Origin of the sequence: Kribbella jejuensis, from assembly GCF_006715085.1 — a bacterium.
GTDB lineage: Bacteria > Actinomycetota > Actinomycetes > Propionibacteriales > Kribbellaceae > Kribbella > Kribbella jejuensis.
The window spans coordinates 2,584,786-2,601,660 of record NZ_VFMM01000001.1; the positions used below are offsets into that span (position 1 = coordinate 2,584,786).

The 16,875-nt window shown below is 69.0% G+C and carries 17 protein-coding genes; 5 read left to right on the forward strand and 12 right to left on the reverse strand.

Going from position 1 to position 16,875, the window contains the following annotated elements; genetic code table 11:
* The 6 genes from FB475_RS12660 to FB475_RS12685 form a co-directional block, all read right to left on the reverse strand.
* Nucleotides 1-1,002 (reverse strand): proline racemase family protein, encoded by a 1,002-nt coding sequence (locus tag FB475_RS12660; protein ID WP_141855621.1) that lies wholly within the window; start codon nt 1,000-1,002, stop codon nt 1-3.
* Nucleotides 999-1,901 (reverse strand): dihydrodipicolinate synthase family protein, encoded by a 903-nt coding sequence (locus FB475_RS12665; protein ID WP_141855623.1) that lies wholly within the window; start codon nt 1,899-1,901, stop codon nt 999-1,001. Before FB475_RS12665 ends, FB475_RS12660 begins: the two co-directional genes overlap by 4 nt.
* Nucleotides 1,898-3,784: an FAD-dependent oxidoreductase gene (locus FB475_RS38100; RefSeq protein WP_141855626.1), complete on the reverse strand. Its 1,887-nt coding sequence runs from the start codon at nt 3,782-3,784 to the stop codon at nt 1,898-1,900. Before FB475_RS38100 ends, FB475_RS12665 begins: the two co-directional genes overlap by 4 nt.
* Nucleotides 3,781-4,941 (reverse strand): NAD(P)/FAD-dependent oxidoreductase, encoded by a 1,161-nt coding sequence (locus FB475_RS12675; RefSeq protein WP_141855628.1) that lies wholly within the window; start codon nt 4,939-4,941, stop codon nt 3,781-3,783. The genes FB475_RS38100 and FB475_RS12675 overlap by 4 nt, the downstream gene beginning before the upstream one ends.
* Before the next feature lie 111 nt (nt 4,942-5,052).
* Complete coding sequence (locus FB475_RS12680) at nt 5,053-5,637, reverse strand: helix-turn-helix domain-containing protein (protein WP_238332278.1); 585 nt, start codon at nt 5,635-5,637, stop codon at nt 5,053-5,055.
* 27 nt (nt 5,638-5,664) lie between these two features.
* Nucleotides 5,665-6,717, reverse strand: coding sequence for an SDR family oxidoreductase (locus FB475_RS12685; RefSeq protein ID WP_141855631.1), 1,053 nt, complete (start codon nt 6,715-6,717; stop codon nt 5,665-5,667).
* Between the two features lie 71 nt (nt 6,718-6,788).
* On the opposite strand from FB475_RS12685, the gene FB475_RS12690 reads away from it, so the two are divergent.
* On the forward strand, nt 6,789-7,682 hold the full coding sequence (locus tag FB475_RS12690) for a LysR family transcriptional regulator (RefSeq protein ID WP_141855633.1): 894 nt from the start codon (nt 6,789-6,791) through the stop codon (nt 7,680-7,682).
* Nucleotides 7,675-8,607, forward strand: a complete 933-nt coding sequence (locus FB475_RS12695; RefSeq protein WP_141855635.1) for a cation diffusion facilitator family transporter — start codon at nt 7,675-7,677, stop codon at nt 8,605-8,607. Before FB475_RS12690 ends, FB475_RS12695 begins: the two co-directional genes overlap by 8 nt.
* Here FB475_RS12695 and FB475_RS12700 read toward each other — a convergent pair.
* Together FB475_RS12700 and FB475_RS12705 are read right to left on the reverse strand one after the other, a co-directional pair.
* A complete protein-coding gene (locus tag FB475_RS12700) occupies nt 8,592-8,780 on the reverse strand; it encodes a DUF3099 domain-containing protein (protein WP_141855637.1) in 189 nt (62 codons plus the stop codon). The two genes, FB475_RS12695 and FB475_RS12700, sit on opposite strands and share 16 nt — an antisense overlap.
* Nucleotide 8,781: 1 nt before the next feature.
* Complete coding sequence (locus FB475_RS12705; protein WP_141855639.1) at nt 8,782-9,231, reverse strand: MarR family winged helix-turn-helix transcriptional regulator; 450 nt, start codon at nt 9,229-9,231, stop codon at nt 8,782-8,784.
* Nucleotides 9,232-9,354: 123 nt separating this feature from the next.
* On the opposite strand from FB475_RS12705, the gene FB475_RS12710 reads away from it, so the two are divergent.
* Nucleotides 9,355-10,554, forward strand: a complete 1,200-nt coding sequence (locus FB475_RS12710; protein WP_141855641.1) for an MFS transporter — start codon at nt 9,355-9,357, stop codon at nt 10,552-10,554.
* On the opposite strand, the gene FB475_RS12715 is transcribed toward FB475_RS12710, so the two are convergent.
* Complete coding sequence (locus tag FB475_RS12715) at nt 10,483-11,598, reverse strand: abortive phage infection protein (RefSeq protein WP_141855643.1); 1,116 nt, start codon at nt 11,596-11,598, stop codon at nt 10,483-10,485. The genes FB475_RS12710 and FB475_RS12715 overlap by 72 nt on opposite strands.
* Nucleotides 11,599-11,703: 105 nt before the next feature.
* Between FB475_RS12715 and FB475_RS12720 the strand changes: the two genes are divergently transcribed.
* A complete protein-coding gene (locus FB475_RS12720) occupies nt 11,704-12,405 on the forward strand; it encodes a TetR/AcrR family transcriptional regulator (protein WP_141855645.1) in 702 nt (233 codons plus the stop codon).
* Between the two features lie 127 nt (nt 12,406-12,532).
* On the opposite strand, the gene FB475_RS37555 is transcribed toward FB475_RS12720, so the two are convergent.
* From FB475_RS37555 to FB475_RS12735, 3 genes are read right to left on the reverse strand one after another with little or no spacing between them, the layout of a single operon-like run.
* A complete protein-coding gene (locus FB475_RS37555) occupies nt 12,533-14,194 on the reverse strand; it encodes a dihydrolipoamide acetyltransferase family protein (RefSeq protein WP_141855647.1) in 1,662 nt (553 codons plus the stop codon).
* The gene (locus tag FB475_RS12730; protein WP_141855663.1) at nt 14,191-15,177 is read right to left on the reverse strand and encodes an alpha-ketoacid dehydrogenase subunit beta; all 987 of its coding nucleotides are present in this window, start codon (nt 15,175-15,177) and stop codon (nt 14,191-14,193) included. The genes FB475_RS37555 and FB475_RS12730 overlap by 4 nt, the downstream gene beginning before the upstream one ends.
* A gap of 2 nt (nt 15,178-15,179) precedes the next feature.
* A complete protein-coding gene (locus tag FB475_RS12735; protein ID WP_141855668.1) occupies nt 15,180-16,268 on the reverse strand; it encodes a thiamine pyrophosphate-dependent enzyme in 1,089 nt (362 codons plus the stop codon).
* A 118-nt stretch (nt 16,269-16,386) separates the two neighbouring features.
* On the opposite strand from FB475_RS12735, the gene FB475_RS12740 reads away from it, so the two are divergent.
* A complete protein-coding gene (locus tag FB475_RS12740) occupies nt 16,387-16,875 on the forward strand; it encodes an Lrp/AsnC family transcriptional regulator (protein WP_141855671.1) in 489 nt (162 codons plus the stop codon).

The window sequence follows — 16,875 nt, forward strand, 5'->3', positions numbered from 1 at the left end:
CTACAGAACGAAGCCTGTCGGGAACGGGTCGTCCGGGTCGAGGAGGTAGTTGGCGGTGCCGGTGATCCAGGCACGGCCGGTGACCGTCGGTACGACGCCCACGTAGGGGCCGACCGTGGTCTCCTCGACGAGCCGCCCGGTGAAGCGGGTGCCGATGAAGGACTCGTTGACGAAGTCGGTGTCGAGGGCGAGCTCGCCACGGGCGTGCAGTTGCGCCATCCGGGCCGACGTGCCGGTGCCGCAGGGCGAGCGGTCGAACCAGCCGGGGTGGATCGCCATCGCGTTGCGTGAGTGGGCGCCGTCCTCGCCCGGAGCGGTGAACTGCACGTGCTTGCAGCCGTTGATCCCCGGATCGAGCGGGTGCACCGGACGATCGGTGGCGTTGATCGCGTCCATGATGTCCAGGCCGGCCTTCAGGATGCGGTCCTTCTCCGCCCGGTCGAACGGGATGCCGAGCTGCTCCAGCGGCAGGATCGCGTAGAAGTTGCCGCCGTAGGCCATGTCGTACGTGACCTTGCCGAGCCCGGGCACGTCGACCGAGGCGTCCAGCGCATGCGAGTACGACGGGATGTTCCGCAGCGTCACCCGCTCCGCCCGTCCGTTGCTCACGGCAACATCCACGACCACGAGCCCGGCCGGTGTGTCCAGCCGGACCTTCGTCTGTGGCTCCGTCACCTCGACCATGCCGGACTCGACCAGCACCGTGGCGACGCCGATCGTGCCGTGACCGCACATCGGCAGGCAGCCGGAGACCTCGATGTACAGCACGCCCCAGTCCGCGTCGGAGCGGGTCGGCGGCTGCAGGATCGCGCCGCTCATCGCGGCGTGCCCGCGCGGCTCGTTGACCAGGAACAACCGCAGGTCGTCCAGGTGCTTCACGAAGTACTCACGGCGCTCGGCCATCGTCGCGCCCGGGACCACGCCGACGCCGCCGGTCACGACCCGGGTCGGCATGCCCTCGGTGTGTGAGTCGATCGCACTGATCGTCCGGACCGATCTCATGCCAGCGACTCCACTGCTTTCTTCATGTCCAGCTCCAACTGCGCGACGTGTTCGGGGACCAACGGCCCGCGCGGCGGGCGGCACGGGCCGCCGAACCGGCCGACGTAGTCCATGCCGTACTTGATCGCCTGCACGAACTCGGTCCGCGAGTCCCACCGGAAGGCGGCGACCAGCGGCTCGTACAGCGCCCGGGCCTCTTCCAGCTTGCCTTCGAGGGCAAGGTTGTACAACCGGACCGATTCCTTCGGGAACACGTTCGGGAAGCCGGCGAACCAGCCGGTCGCGCCCATCAGCAGCGCCTCGAGCGTCAGGTCGTCGGCGCCCGCGATCACGGCCAGGTCCGGGGCCAGCTCGCGGATCTCCAGGATCCGCCGGACGTCACCGGAGAACTCCTTGACCGCGACGACGTTCTCGATCTGGGCGATCTCGCCCAGCAGGTCGGGCGTCAGGTCGACCTTGGTGTCGAGCGGGTTGTTGTAGACCATTACCGGCAGACCGGCCTTCGCGACCTCGGTGAAGTGCGCGATCACCTCGCCGCGGTTCGCCCGGTACATGGTCGGCGGCAGGCACAGGACGCCGTCCGCGCCGTCCTCGGCCGCCTTCTCCGCCCAGGCCCGCGCCTGGTGCGATCCGACCCCGTGCACGCCGACCACCACGATGCCGTCGTCGCCGACGGCCTCGATCGCGGTCCTCGCGACCGCCCGCCGCTCGTCGTCGGTGAGCGACGAGTACTCCCCGAGGGACCCGTTCGGCCCGACGCCGCGACAGCCGTTCTCGACCAGCCACCGGCAGTGCTCTGCGTACTTGTCGAGGTCCGGCCGCAACCCGGCCGGCGCCGACGCGTCCTCGGCGTACGGCAGCGCGGTCGCGACGATCACGCCTTCGAGTTTCTCGCTCATGGTTGTTCCTCCTGCGCTCTGGCCAGATCCCGCAGCCTCACGGGTACGGCGATCGGTCGTTTCATGCTTGGCTTCGGTACTGCGCCGGGCTCGGCCAGCAGGGCGGCGACGTTGCGCGAACACACCCGCCCCTGACACATCCCCAGCCCGGCGCGACTGCTGAGCTTCATTGCCCGGCCGTCGTCCAGACCGCGATCCGCGGCGGCGTCCTCGAGGTCGCCGCGGCTGACTTCTTCGCAACGGCAGACCAGCGTCTCCGCCGTACTCCAGCTCTTCCACCCGTCCCGCACCGGATACGCGCGAGCAAGAACTTCGGCCAGCCGCTGCCCCTTGACCACAGCACTCCGGGCTTCCACCAGCCGTCGCCCTTGGACCACAGCGCTCCGGACAACGGCGAGCCAATGGCCTTTGGGCACCGCGCTTCGGGCTTCTACGTTCGGCGTCGTCCCCAGGGCGTGGTGCGCGGCGGCGGCGCCGGCCACTTCGCCTTCGGCAGTTGACGGAGCGGCTCCGGCGACACCGGTCAGCTCACCGGCGGCGAAGACCCCTGGAGTGCTCGTCTGCTGGTCGGCGTCGACCGTCACCGCGGGGCCGCCGTCGGGGGCGGTCCCCAGTTCACAACCGGCAGCGACAGCGAGTTCCAGGTTGGCGGTGAAGCCGAAGCCGAGGCAGACGGCGTCGACCTCGAGCCGACGCTCGGTGCCGGGCACCCGACGCCAGGTCGCGTCCAGCCGGGCGATGGTGACGGCCTCGACGTGGTCGGTGCCGTGGGCAGCGACGACGGTCCAGCCGTGTCGCAGCGGTATCCGGTGCCGGGCCAGCACAGCGCCGTACCCGGCGGCTTCCCGAAGTTTGTCGATGGCAACTGTCGGGTCGGCCGACCAGCCCTTGCGGACGGTCACGAGCGAGTTGGCCTCGAGCAGTGCGACGACCTGTGCACCCACTCCGACGAGGGACTCGGCGACAGGCAACAGGAACGGGCCCGTGCCCGCGACCAGGACGCGGCGACCGACCGAGATCCGCTGCCCTTTGGCCAGCGCCTGCGCGGCACCGGCGGTGTAGACGCCGGGCAGGTCCCATCCGGGGAACGGCAGCACCCGGTCGTACGCGCCGGTCGCCAGCACCACGGCCTTGGCGTCGATCGGGAACGGCGTACGACCTGCCGCATCGGCGGGACCGCGCTGTGCCCAGACACGCAGCCCCTCGATCGCCCACACAGAGGTCTCGGTCAGGTGGGTGATCCGTGGCGAGGCCGCGATCCGGTCTCGCTGCGCCGCGAAACTCTTCCAGCCATGCTGCAACCGATCGGGGCGCCTCGCCGCGAACTCGACCGGCAACTGCCGGTTGAACTGCCCACCAACGGCTCGCCCGTTGTCCACCAACAGCACGTCGGCCCCAGCCTCCGCAGCCGCGATCGCCGCCGCCATCCCGGCCGGCCCACCCCCAACCACGACCACATCCACAGTCCTGACAGCAACTGCCGCGCCGCCGCCCCCCACCACACCACCGGCCTTCCGGGACCCTGGCGCCTCCACGCGGGGCACTTCCTCGCGGGGGGCTTCAGTTGTTGCTGGGAGGACGGCGCCCTGCTGGCTGGTGATGACGTCGTCGGGTTCGACTGTTCGCTGGCAGGCTCGCGTGTCGGGCAGGCCGTTCACCGTGACGAGGCAGTCGTAGCAGGCCCCGATACCGCAGAAGGTGCCGCGCGGGCGCCCGTTGACCCGCGTCGTACGCCACGTGTCGCGACCGTTCGCGAGTAGCACGGCGGCGACTGTCTGACCGGCTTGCGCCGTGATCGGTTGACCGTCGACCGTGACCGGCACGGTCGGCGGCTGCTCGACGTCGGCCGGGTCGCCCGCACGCGGGCGCTGGTACGCGCTCATGCGGCGATCACCGCCGGACGATCGACCCGGAACGGCGCCGGATCGAGATGCGGCGCCAGCCCGAGGAACTGCTCCGTGATCAAGCGCCCGGTCGCCGGTGCCAGCCCGATACCGGCGCCCTCGTGACCGGTCGCGTGCCACAAGCCCAGCACGCGCGGATCCGGACCGATCACCGGCAGATGATCCGGCGCATACGGACGGAAGCCGCCGTACGCACGCATCACCGGGACGTCGCCCAGGAACGGGAACAGCCCGACCGCCTTCCGCGCCAACTCCTGCAGCACGCGCACCTTCACCGTTTCGTCGAAGCCGATCCGCTCCCGGCTCGACCCGATCAGCACGGTCCCGCCGCGCGTCGACTCGACCACCGTCGACGTCTGCAACTCGGCATCGCCACTGCCCACAGCGCCGACGTAGTCAGCGTCGTACACCTTGTGCCGAACGCACTCCGGCAGCGGCGCGGTCACCAGGATCATCCCGCGTCGTGGCAGCACCTCGATCCGCGCACCGGCGGCCGCGCTGAACGCACCGGCCCACGGACCGCACGCATTCAGCACCGCACCACAAGCGATGTCACCGTCGGAGGTGTCCACTCCGACCACCCGGCCGCGTGACTGCCGGACCCCGAGCGCGGCGACCCCCGATCGCACCTCGCCGCCGCGCTCGCGGACCGCCGCCAGCAACGCGGTCGCGGCCAGCACCGGCTGCACCTGCGCGTCGTCCGGGTAGTGCACGCCGATCGTCACCCGTGGCGTGAGCAGCGGCTCGAGCTCGAACACCTGCGCGGGACTGATCACCCGGGCATCAACGCCGGCCTCGCGCTGTTTCGCGGCGAAGGCGGTCAACGGCTCCGGATCGCCCGTCGCCACCACGACGCCGCCCTTCGCCTCCCACTCCACGTCCGCGAGCCGCTCAGGCAGTCGCCCGCGCACCACGTCCCACTCCGCGCGGGACGCGACCGCGAGCTCCAGCTCGGGACCCGGCTCCTTGTCCGAGACGAGCACGTTGCCCTCACCGGACGCGGTCGTCCCCGCGGCAGGGCCGTCGCGGTCGATGACCAGCACCCGCACCCCGGCCGCCGACAGAGCCTCGGCACACGCGGCCCCGACCATGCCCGCGCCGACCACCACCACATCGGGTGTCGCGGACCGGTGCATGACGGCCTCCTCGAGCAGGACGTTCGCTAAAATGAACGACTCCGAGATTACGCGTGCCCCCGACCACCGGTCAATGAACCCAACCGGACCTCTCCCGGACCTTTTCCTGCCCTACCCCTGCAGATGCGGCCCGCCGGCCGCCGCCGGATACACGTCCGGCGGGTACTCGAGCAGCAACACGGACCGCACCGGCCCGTCCACGGCCTCGTACGCATGCGGTCCCGCCGCCCGGAACGCCAGGTAGTCACCCGGCCCCAGCTCCGCGTTCTGCCCATGAGCGTTGATGCGCAGGCACCCGGACAGGACGATGTGGTGCTCGGTGCCCGGGTGGCCGTCGGACTGCTGGACCGCGTCCGGCCGGATCTCCTGGTTGTAGATCTCGAACAGCCCACCCGGGTGTTCGAGCCGCCGGAGCATCCGCAGATCGATCGCGTCACCGGACAGCACGTCGACGTCCGCGGACCGGACCAGCACCACGCCGGAGGCCGGCGACTCGGCCAGCAGCGCGGACACCGGGATCCCGAGAGCGTTCGACAAACTGAACACTGTTTCGATCGTCGGGTTCCCCGCGCCGGACTCCAGCTGGGACAGGGTGCCCTTCGCGATCCCGGACCGCCGGGCCAGCTCGGACAGCGAGATGCCCTGCTCGTCCCGCCGCGCCCGCAGGTTCGTCCCGAGCAGCTTCCCCGCACCCATCGCCGTCACACCGGGGAGCATGCCACATCAGGGAATGACGCGCCGCCGACGGAGCTCGGCGAAGATCCGGTAGAACATCTGCTCGGTGTCGACGTACTCGTGGAAGCCGGCCCGGCGCGACTTCGAGGCGTCGGCGAAGAAGTCGTAGTCCCACCCGAACACGAAGTCGGCGAACGGCCACGACGACACCTCGGCGAACGACGTGGCCGCCAGGTCGTGGGTCGCCTGGAGCTGCTTCCACACCGGCTCCTTGTCCGCCATCACGTCCTGCAGCGACAGCTGCAGCGGCGGCGCCACGTCCAGCCCGAACCAGGCACCGAGCTTCGGCCACAGCTCGCTCCACCGGAACAGGTCGCCGTTCGTGATGTTGAACGCCTGGTTCGCCGCAGCCGGCGCGGTCGCCGCCCATACCGTTGCCTTGGCCAACAATCCGGCGTCGGTGAGCTCCAGCAACGAGTGATACGCACCGGGCTTGCCCGGGAACCGCAGCGGTACGCCGAGTTCCTTCGACAGCGAGGCGTAGACGGCGATCGCGACCGCGAGGTTCATCGGGTTGCCGAGGGCCGAACCGCCAACCACAGAAGGGCGCAGCGCCGACCACGTCCACGCCTTGCCCTGCTGGCGTTCCTCCAGGAAGCGCTGCTGGTCGACGTTGAACTCCGGCGGCAGATGCGGCGGATCGTCCTCGCGGGCCGGCGTCTTGAACGGGCCGAGATGCGCGCCGTACACCTTGTAACCCTGCATCAGGCTCACGTGCCGCAGGCCCCGCGCGACCGGCTCGATCGCGTCGACGACGTTCACCAGCATCGCCAGGTTCGGCGGTACCAGTTCGGCCCAGGTCGGACGGTCCTGGTAGGCGACGTAGAACACATGCGTCACCTCGCTCAGCGCGGACAGCTTGGCGCGGGTGTCGTCCGGGTCGAGCAGATCCACCGCGACGTGCCGGATCCGGCCCGGTACGTCGGTACCGCCGCGCCGCGACAGACCGATCACCCGCCAACCCGGCAGCGACGCCAGATGCTCAACCAGATTCGTCCCGATCACTCCGCGGGCACCGACCACCAAGGCAACGTTCTCCATGCCCGACAGCCTTGCTGACCTGCGCAGATAAAACCAACGCATTCTCCTTAGCGAACCCATAAACTCGGTTTATGGCAACGCTCAGGCAACTGGAGTACTTCGTCACCGTGGTCGGCGAAGGTTCGTTCACGAAGGCCGCGGACCTGCTGCACGTCACCCAGCCGGCGCTCTCCCACCAGATCCGTGCGCTCGAACGTTCCGCCGGCGGACCGCTGCTCGAGCGGCTCCCGCGTACTGTCCGGCTCACCCCGACCGGACGCGCGATGCTGCCACATGCCCGCGCGACGCTGGCCGACGCAGAGCGTGCACAATGCGCCGCACGGCAGGCCGCCGGCCTCGAGGTCGGCGAGCTCCAGATCGCGACGCTCTACTCGATCACCCTGGGCGTACTGCCCGCAGCCTTGCGCCAGTGGCGGCAGACCCGTCCGAACGTCGGCATCCGCCTCTTCGAGCACCGCCATACCGACGAGCTCGTCGACGCCATGCACGCCGGACAGGCCGACCTTGCCGTCGGCCCGGAGCCTGAGAACTGGCCCGGCTTCACCCGCGTACTAGGCATTGAGGAGCTCGTCGTGGTGGTCGCGGCCGACGACCCTGCCGCCACAGGCGACACCGTGAACCTCTACGACCTCAAGGAGCGGTCGTGGGTGCACTACGCACCAGACCACGGGCTGGCAGACGTTCTCGACAACGCCTGCGCACAAGCAGGGTTCGAGCCACGCATCGCCGTACGCACGGAGCAAACGGCGGCAGCGCCCGCGCTCGCCGCGGCAGGCCTCGGTCCCGCCCTGGTACCGGACAACATCCTGCCGAAGGACTTCGACGGCCACGTACTACACCCGGAACCACCCGTGTGCCGCACGCTCACGGCGTACACCCGTAGCGCCCCTGACCCGCTGGCGGCCGCGTTCATGGACGTGCTGTTTCAGTCGGCAGGACTGCGGGCACGCGGAGGTGATGGCTAACGAAGAGTCGGACGGCACAGTCCTCCTGGCCGGCGCCGCGAACCTGATGATCGCGATCGCCAAGGTGGTCGCCGGTCTGCTGTCGGGGTCGACGGCGCTCCTGGCCGAGGCGGCGCACTCGGTCGCGGACACACTCAACCAGGCGTTCCTGCTGACCGCATTGCACCGCAGCCGGAAGCCGGCTGATGCCCGGCATCCCTTCGGCTACGGGATGGAGCGGTACTTCTGGTCGCTGCTCGCCGCGGTCGGCATTCTCGTGCTCGGCGCCGGCTTCTCGATCACCGAAGGCCTGCGATCGATCCTCGCACCGGAGCCCATCGCGGCACTCGCGGTGATCTATCCGGTGCTCGCGATCTCGTTCGTCTTCGAAGGAGGCTCCTGGCTGCGGGCGTTCACCCAGCTGCGGCGCGAGGCCCGGGAGGCCGGCGTACCGCTGCTGACGCAACTGAGGAGCGCCGAGCCCGCGGTCAAGACCGTGGCCTTCGAGGACTCCGCGGCGTTGATCGGCCTCGTCATCGCAGCCGTCGGCGTGACCCTGGCGGTCGTCACCGGCGAACACTTGTGGGACGGCGCCGCGTCGATCGGGATCGGTGTACTGCTGGTCGTCGTGGCATTCACGCTCGGCCGGGAGAACAAAACGATGCTGATCGGGCGGGCACTGCCGGACGACATCCAGCGTGAGGTACGGACCATCATCGCTGCGGAACCCGGGATCGAGGACGTCCTCGACCTGCTCAGCCTGCGGCTCGCACCGGACCGGGTCCTCGTCGTCGCGACCGTCGACCTGGTCGACTCCGGTACGACGGGCGCCGCGGTCGAGCAGCTCGCCGAGAAGATCGACAGCAAGGTACGGGAGGAGCACCCGAGCATCCGGCACCTGTACCTCGACCCGACGCCCGGTGACCCGAGTCAGCGTTTGTCGTGACCCCAGTTGGCGACGATGGCCGCGGCCGGGGGCAGGACTGCGGCTACCGCGCTCATGGCGATGGCCGCGGGGATGGAGAACAGGCGGACGACGAACCACGCCAGGATGATCAGCGTGGCGCAGGTGCCCATCAGCAGGACGTACAGCTTGCGGTTGTCGTACTTGCGGGCCATGTCAGACCGTCAGCGGGAGCTTCCCGAGCGCATGTACCAGAGGGGACAGCTCAGGTAGCTCTGCGGCGGTCGACAATGCAGACGTCAGCACGGCGTCGTGCGTCGGCTGTGCTTGCGCCAGCAGCTCACGGCCGGCCTCAGTGACCTCTGTGTAGATGCCGCGCCGGTCCGTCGGACACAGGTACCGCTGGAGCAATTTGCGGTCTTCCAGACGGTTCACCAGACGAGTAGTAGCTGACTGGCTGAGCACCACTGCGTTCGAGAGCTGGTTCATGCGCAGGTGGTAATCGTCCTGGCGCGCCAGCACGTCCAGCACGCTGTACTCACTCACGGAAAGGCCGTGCTGCTTCTGCAGTGCGCGCTCCAGCTCGTCCTCGATCCGGGCGTGCAGCGCCGCCAGGGTTCGCCACCCCTGCGCCCGCGCCTCCGCGGCGTCATCCGGTAGTCCCACGGCACCTCCACTTGATCTTCACGATTGCATGCGCAATCATAGCGCTTGTGCAATAGCCCGCGTGTGCAACTATCGCGCACGCCGGTAATAGTCATCAGACTACATTCGAGGAGAGTTCGAGTCATGCCCGCAGCCTTGCTGGCTCTGGCAATCGGTGCCTTCGGGATCGGCACCACCGAGTTCGTCATCATGGGGCTGCTGCCCGAGGTCGCCACCGACTTCGGCGTCAGCATCCCGTCCGCCGGCCTGCTCATCTCGGGGTACGCCCTGGGCGTCGTCGTCGGCGCCCCGCTGCTCACCGCGATCGGCTCCAAGGTCTCCCGCAAGACCGTGCTGATCGCGCTGATGGGTGTCTTCATCGCCGGCAACCTACTCTCCGCGGTCGCTCCGTCGTACGGCGTGCTGATGACCGGGCGGATCGTGGCGGCACTGTCCCACGGGGCGTTCTTCGGCGTCGGATCGGTGGTCGCCGCATCGCTCGTACCGAAGGCGAAGCAGGCGAGTGCGATCGCGTTGATGTTCACCGGGCTGACGATCGCCAACGTGCTCGGCGTACCGGGTGGTACTGCGCTCGGCCAGCACTTCGGGTGGCGGTCGACGTTCTGGGCGGTCACTGCGCTCGGGGTGATCGGCTTGCTGGGCATCGTGTTCCTGGTGCCGCGCCAGGGGTCAGCGGAAGGCACTGGACTGCGTAGCGAACTCGCGGTGTTCAAGAGCTTGCAGGTGTGGCTGGCACTGGCCATGACCGCGCTGGGCTTCGCTGGTGTCTTCGCGTCGTTCACCTACATCGCACCGATGATGACTGAGGTCGCCGGCTTCTCTGCCGGTGCTGTGACCTGGCTGCTCGTTCTCTTCGGCGGTGGGCTCGTGGTGGGCAACCTGCTGGGCGGCAAGGCAGCGGACCGGTCGCTGATGCCAAGCCTGTACTTGATCCTCACGTTGCTGGCCACCGTACTGGTCGTGTTCGTCTTCACGGCCCACGCCAAGATCCCCTCTGCCGTGACGATTGCGCTCTTCGGCGCCGCGGGCTTCGCCACGGTCGCACCGCTGCAGAAGCGCGTCATGGACAAGGCACAGGGCGCTCCGGCGTTGGCGTCCGCCGCCAACATCGCCGCGTTCAACCTGGGCAACGCCGTCGGTGCCTACCTCGGCGGACTAACCATCGAACACGGCCTCGGCTACACCGCACCCAACTGGGTGGGCGCTGCACTCGCCGTCGCCGGCCTGGTCGTCGCGCTGCTCTCCGGCCTGCTAGACCGCCGCACCAGCGACGCGCCCGCCCTGGTAGAACCTGGCCACCGCATGGAAGGACTTCTTCGGTAGCCAGTAGTACGGCGACGCCGGGTTGGTGTCGTCGTAGCGGAGGACCTTGCAGACGCTGAACGCGGCCATGTCCTCGTCGTGCGGGCGGTCGTGCGGGCGGTGTGGTGCGTCGGGCGAGATGAACGTGTACGGCGAGGCGCCCAGGAAGCCCTGGTCCGTGAAGACCTGCAGCATGGTGGCCAGGTGGTCCGCCTGCTCCTGCTCGTTGCGGACGTACTGCGGTGGGATGACCGGGACGTCGCCGCTGTAGTCGACGATGTCCCAGCCCATCCCGCCGAGCTTGGCCGCGCCGGTGAACGTGCAGCACCCGAACTCGAGGATCACGATCGGCTTCTTCCACCGGCGTAACGGCGCGAGCTCCTTCGCGTGGTCGGCGGCGCGGGCGTGATACGAGTAGTAGTCCAGCCCGACGAGGTCGAAGATCGACCAGTCCACCTGTTCGAGGTCCGACGCGGCGCCGTATGTGATCCGCCCGCGGAAGTTGCTCCGGGCCACCTGCACCATGCGGGCCGTGAACGCACGGAACCGCCGCTGCAACACCGCCATGTCGAAGCCGCCGTTGGTCAGGTACTTGACCCGCTCGGAGAAGCTCGCGCCCGGCACGATCCCCGGTGTGAACAGCATGAACTCGCACCCGACCACCAGCATCACCTCGCGGTCGTACCGCCTCCGCAACCGCTCCGCTTCGACCGCGACTTGCCGCAGTTTCTGCAGCTCCACCGCCTGCGGTTCGTCGAACGAACGCGGCTGTATCGACACGGTGAGCCCCGCCTCGAGCGCGACGGTGGCGGTGTCGATCAGCCGTCGTACGTCGCTGCCGTAGATGCTGACCCAGTTCGCATGGAGCCGGTGGCGGATCGCTTGGATCTCGCCGCGCATGATGCTGTGCCGCCAGCGCAGTCGGCTGTCGTCGGGTCCTCCACCGGTGTCGTACGCGACGCCCTTGAGCGTGAGCCGGCCCGGGCTCGCGGCGGCGGGCGTGGCGACTCCCGCTGCCGCGGTGGCTGCACCGAGGGCGAGGAACTGGGCGCGGTTGATCGTCATGGCGTCAAGTCTTCGCCAGTACGCCGGGAACGTCGTCGTGCCGAGGTCGCGGGCTGTCCGACTTTGGTTGTGAAACGCTGTTCTCGAGTGTGACACACTGTTTCAGTGCGTGAAGCAGACCGCCGTACGGCGCTGGGATCGGTGTGGTTGCGGGACGAACCGGAGCCGACCCGGAACCGGCTGAGCCGGGACGACATCGTGGCGACGGCGATCCGGGTACTCGACCGGGACGGGCTGGACGCGTTCTCGATGCGGGCGATGGCGGCCGAGCTCGGTACCGCAGCGACGTCGGCGCTCTACTGGCGGATCGCGACCAAGGACGATCTACTCGAGTTGATCGTCGACACCGTGCTCGCCGACGCGCTGGTCGAGACTGCGGGCGACTGGCGTGAGCAGGTGACGGGTGTTCTGATGACGGCGTACCAGGCACTGTCGGAACACCCGTGGGCCGCGCAACTCCTCCCGACCCACGCCGGCCTCGGCCCGAACTACCAGGCACTCACCGACCGCGTACAGGACATCCTGACCACAGCCGGCTTCAAGGCCACACATCTGGATTCGGCCGTGTCCGCCCTCATCCACTACCTCCTCGGCTCCGCCGTCGCCGACTCAGCGTGGCTCTCGGTCGTACGCCGCAGCGGCCTCAACGAACCACACTGGGCCTCCAAGTCGGCCAACCGAATGGGCGTCGACCCCACCCACCTAACCGCCTACCTGAACCCCAACAGCCCCGCCGGCCCCCAGGCCCGCTTCACCTCCGGCCTCCGAGTAATCCTCGTCGGCCTCCGCCCCCGCCAAATCTTCTAAGTCTCCGCCCGCATCCCCTCACCCGCCGACCAGTACCCGCCCGTCTCCACGTGGTGTCTGGATCGGCCGGTGGGCAGCGGGTCGCCGGTGCCTGCCCGTTGGCACCGGCTCGGCTGGGTGGGCTTGGTTAGAGATCGGCGAAGGCGGAGGTTGGGTTTTCGAAGGCGTCGGCTACGAAGCGGAGGAAGGCGGCTGCGGTGCCGCCGTCGCAGACGCGGTGGTCGAAGACGAGCGACAGTTGGGTGAGCTTGCGGACCGCGATCTCGCCGTCGACCACCCACGGCCGGTCGATGATCCGGCCGACGCCGAGGATAGCGACCTGCGGGTGGTTGATGATCGCCGCGCTGCCGTCCACCCCGAAGCTGCCGTAGTTGTTCAACGTGAACGTCCCGGACGTCAGCTCGTGCTGGGTCAGCCGACCGTCCCGCGCCGACGCCGTCAGCCGGCGGATCTCCGCGTCCAGCCCGCGCGTGGTCAGCGTGTGCGCGTTGCCGACGGCAGGTACGACGAGACCACGGTCGGTCTGCGCCGCGAGCCCGAGGTTCACACCGTCGTACTGGACGAGCTCCTCGCGCGCGGTGTCGACGTACCCGTTGAGCTCCGGGTACTTGAGCAACCCGGCAACCACGAACCGCGCCATCAACGCGAGTAGACCCGGCCCCGGATCGGTTGCCGATCGCAACGAAGCCCGCAGCTCGACCAGCGCCGTCGCATCCACGTCGACCCAAGTCGTCGCCTCCGGAATCTCCGCCCGACTCCGACTGAGCGTCGCCGCCACGGCCCTCCGGAACCCACTCATCGGCTCCCGCCGCAACTCCCGCAGCCCCGTCCGCGCCTCGACACCCGGCTGCCCCGCAGCCGCGGCCTGCGCGGCGATCTCCTGCCCGCCAGTCTGCTGCGCCTGGACCTGCTGCCCGCCCACCTGCCGCGCCCCGACCTGCTGCCCAGTGACCGCCTGCGCGGCGATCTCCTGCCCGCCAGCCTGCTGCCCGCGAGTGTGCTGCGCCCGGACCTGTTGCCCGATCGGCTGCGCCCCGACCTGCTGCGCCCCGATCTGCTGCCCAGCGAGTTGGTGCGTGGGCTGTGGTTGCGTACGGAACGCGATCGCGTGTTCCACGTCGCGGCGGACGATCAGGCCGTCCGGGCCCGAACCAGTCAACTCGTGGAGATCGACCCCGGCGTCCCGCGCCATCCGCCGGACCAACGGCGAGATCACCAACGGCACCCGAGCCGCCGAACCGCTTCCCGAGACGCCTTCCGACCCGCGCTCCGGAACGCTTTCCGCCCCACGGCCCGGGATACTTCCCGGCCCACGCTCCGAAATGTTTTGCGACATCCGCTCCGGAGCACTTCCCGGCACGTGATCCGAACCGCTTTCTGGCACGTGAGCCGGGGGGCCCTCGAGGGCCGCTTGCGGGACGGTTTCCTCGGTTACGGCGGGGCGGGTGGTCCGCGGTTTGCGGCGGCGGGCTGGGCCGGAGGGCTCGGCTGTGCCGTAGCCGACGAGTACGTTTCCCGAGCCGGCCCGCTCCTCCGCGCGGTACGCGGCGCCGGCTGGGTCGCCTACCGTGATCAGCGGTTTGCCGACCGGCACCGTCGTACCTGGCTCGCCGTGCAGCTCCTCGATCACTCCCGCGTACGGCGACGGTAGTTCGACGATCGACTTCGCCGTTTCGACCTCCGCGATCGGGGTGTCGACAGCAACCACATCACCGACCTTCACCAGCCAGCGAACGATTTCCGCCTCGGTCAGGCCCTCGCCGAGGTCGGGAAGGAGGAACGTGTTCACGAGTCCTCCCACTGCAGATCGTCGACGGCATCGAGGATCCGGTCCACACTCGGCAGCTGGTACTTCTCCAGCTTCGGCGGCGGGAACGGAATGTCGAACGCGGTCACCCGCCGTACCGGCGCCGCCAGCGAGTGGAAGCACTTCTCGGTGACCCGGGCAACGATCTCCGACGAGACACTCGCGAACCCACTTGCCTCAGCGACCACAACAGCCCGCCCGGTACGACGTACCGCCGCACACACGGTCTCGTCGTCGAAGGGCACCACTGACCGCAGATCCACCACCGTCAGCTGCCGCCCCTCGGCCGCGGCGACCTGGGCCGCCTCCAACGCGACCGGTACCGCGGGACCGTACGCGATCAACGTCGCGTCCGCGCCCTCCCGCCGTACGACGGCCCGCCCGATCTCCGGCACCGACTCGCCGAGGTCAACCTCTTCCTTCGCCCAGTAGAGCTTCTTCGGCTCCATGAACACGACCGGGTCCGGAAACTCGATTGCCTTACGCAACAACCCGTACGCGTCCTCGACCGTTGCCGGCGTCACCACGGTGAGACCCGGCGTGTGCGCGAAATAGCTCTCCGACGAGTCGCTGTGGTGCTCGACCCCACCGATCCCGCCGCCGTACGGGATCCGGATCACCATCGGCAGCTGTACACGCCCGCGGGTCCGGTTCCGCATCTTCGCGACATGCGAGACGATCTGCTCGAACGCCGGGTACCCGAAGGCGTCGAACTGCATCTCGACCACGGGACGCATCCCGTTCATCGCCATCCCGACCGCCATCCCGACGATGCCCGCCTCGGCAAGCGGCGTGTCGAAGCACCGCTTCTCACCGAACTCCGCGGTCAGCCCGTCGGTGATCCGGAAAACCCCGCCGAGCGCGCCGACGTCCTCGCCGAACATCACCACCGACTCGTCGGCCGCCATCGCGTCGCGGAGCGCCTGGTTCAGCGCCTGCGCCATCGAGATCTTCGTGTGCGCCATGGTCAGGCCTCCTCTCGGGACAGCTCGTCGCGCAGGAACGCGGCCTGCTCGCGAAGCTGCTGGGTCTGCTCGGCGTACAGGTACGCGAACAGCTCGGCCGGCTCAACCTCGGGCTCCGGCATCAGCCCGTCCCGCAACTGCGCGGCAATTCGTACGGCGTTCTCCTCCGCCCGCTGCCGCACCGCATCATCCAGGCCACCGTTTTCCGAGAGGTACTTCACCAACCGGTCGATCGGGTCGCGGTCCAGCCACGGCGCCACCTCTGCGTCCTCCCGATACCGGGTCGCGTCGTCGGCGTTCGTGTGCGCCTGCACGCGGTACGTGTGCGCCTCGATCAGCTGCGGACCCTCGCCGTTGCGAGCCTTCTCCACGGCCCGTCCGAGCACGGCGAGCAGGCCGGCAAGATCGTTGCCATCGGCCCGTTCACCCGGTACGCCGTACCCGATGCCCTTGTGCGCAAGGGAAGGCGCGGCGCTCTGCTTGGCCAGCGGGACGGAAATCGCGTACTCGTTGTTCTGGATGAAGAACACGACCGGCGCCTGGAAGACCGCCGCGAAATTCAGCGCTTCGTGGAAATCGCCTTCGCTGGTGCCGCCGTCGCCGACCAGCGCCATCACGACGGTGTCCTCGCCCTTGAGCCGGGCCGCGTGCGCGACCCCGACCGCATGCGGCAGTTGGGTCGCGAGCGGCGTCGACTGCGGCGCGACCTTGTGCTCGTACGGGTCGTAGCCGGAGTGCCAGTCGCCGCGGAGCAGCGTCAGCGTCTCGATCGGGTCGACCCCGCGGCTCATGATCGAGACCGAGTCGCGGTACGTCGGGAACAGCCAGTCGCCCTCGCGCAGCACCATCGTGGCCGCGATCTGGCAGGCCTCCTGGCCGAACGACGACGGGTAGACCGCGAGCCGGCCCTGGCGGACCAGCGCGCTCGCCTGCTCGTTGAAGCGGCGGCCCTTGATCAACTGTGTGTAGCCGTCGAGCAGGGTTTCGCGGGCGGGCAATTCGTACGGCGGGTTGTCGTGCGGTACGCCGTACTGATCGATCAGACAGACGGGTTCCGCGGAGGGGAGCAAACGCTCCTCGACGGTAGTCATGGACCCTCCAGCGCAGGAGACGGACGGTAGCCACATCGTCGTACCTCCTGGCCAAGTGGATCTATAGTTGGGAGAATCGCGAGACGATTGGTCCCGACTCGTAGAGAAGGCGCTCAGAATGTCCGACGAGGTGATCGTCCACCGGGCGGGTCCTGGACAGATTGTCGTCGCCCCGGCGCTCGACGAGGTCGATCGGCTGATCATCGAGGCGCTCGGCCGGGACGGACGGCTGTCGATCCGGGCCCTGTCGGACGCCGTGCACATCTCCCGCGCGAACGCCTACGCCCGGGTCGAGCGGCTGACGAACACCGGCGTGATCACCGGCTTCACCGTCACCGTCGACCCGCTCAGGCTCGGTCTCGGTACGTCGGCGTACGTCACGCTGAGTCTCCGGCAGAGCTCGTGGCGGACGCTCCGCAAACAGCTCCAGGCGATCCCGGAGATCAAGCACATGGCACTGGTCGGCGGCGACTTCGACGCGATCCTGCTGGTCCGCGCGGCCGACAACGAGGGCCTCCGCCGCCTGGTCCTGGAGAAACTCCAGGCGATCCCCGAAGTCCTCGCGACCCGGACAGCGCTGATCTTCGAGGACGTCGGAACGCTCTAA

What these genes read in the sequence shown, in the direction of transcription:
- FB475_RS12740 (WP_141855671.1), top strand. Translation starts at nt 16,387, where the DNA reads ATGTCCGACGAGGTGATCGTCCACCGGGCGGGTCCTGGACAGATTGTC.
- FB475_RS12735 (WP_141855668.1), bottom strand. Translation starts at nt 16,268, where the DNA reads ATGACTACCGTCGAGGAGCGTTTGCTCCCCTCCGCGGAACCCGTCTGT.
- FB475_RS12695 (WP_141855635.1), top strand. Translation starts at nt 7,675, where the DNA reads ATGGCTAACGAAGAGTCGGACGGCACAGTCCTCCTGGCCGGCGCCGCG.
- FB475_RS38100 (WP_141855626.1), bottom strand. Translation starts at nt 3,784, where the DNA reads ATGAGCGCGTACCAGCGCCCGCGTGCGGGCGACCCGGCCGACGTCGAG.
- FB475_RS12685 (WP_141855631.1), bottom strand. Translation starts at nt 6,717, where the DNA reads ATGGAGAACGTTGCCTTGGTGGTCGGTGCCCGCGGAGTGATCGGGACG.
- FB475_RS12675 (WP_141855628.1), bottom strand. Translation starts at nt 4,941, where the DNA reads ATGCACCGGTCCGCGACACCCGATGTGGTGGTGGTCGGCGCGGGCATG.
- FB475_RS12680 (WP_238332278.1), bottom strand. Translation starts at nt 5,637, where the DNA reads ATGGGTGCGGGGAAGCTGCTCGGGACGAACCTGCGGGCGCGGCGGGAC.
- FB475_RS12710 (WP_141855641.1), top strand. Translation starts at nt 9,355, where the DNA reads ATGCCCGCAGCCTTGCTGGCTCTGGCAATCGGTGCCTTCGGGATCGGC.
- FB475_RS12730 (WP_141855663.1), bottom strand. Translation starts at nt 15,177, where the DNA reads ATGGCGCACACGAAGATCTCGATGGCGCAGGCGCTGAACCAGGCGCTC.
- FB475_RS12665 (WP_141855623.1), bottom strand. Translation starts at nt 1,901, where the DNA reads ATGAGCGAGAAACTCGAAGGCGTGATCGTCGCGACCGCGCTGCCGTAC.
- FB475_RS12700 (WP_141855637.1), bottom strand. Translation starts at nt 8,780, where the DNA reads ATGGCCCGCAAGTACGACAACCGCAAGCTGTACGTCCTGCTGATGGGC.
- FB475_RS12690 (WP_141855633.1), top strand. Translation starts at nt 6,789, where the DNA reads ATGGCAACGCTCAGGCAACTGGAGTACTTCGTCACCGTGGTCGGCGAA.
- FB475_RS12715 (WP_141855643.1), bottom strand. Translation starts at nt 11,598, where the DNA reads ATGACGATCAACCGCGCCCAGTTCCTCGCCCTCGGTGCAGCCACCGCG.
- FB475_RS12660 (WP_141855621.1), bottom strand. Translation starts at nt 1,002, where the DNA reads ATGAGATCGGTCCGGACGATCAGTGCGATCGACTCACACACCGAGGGC.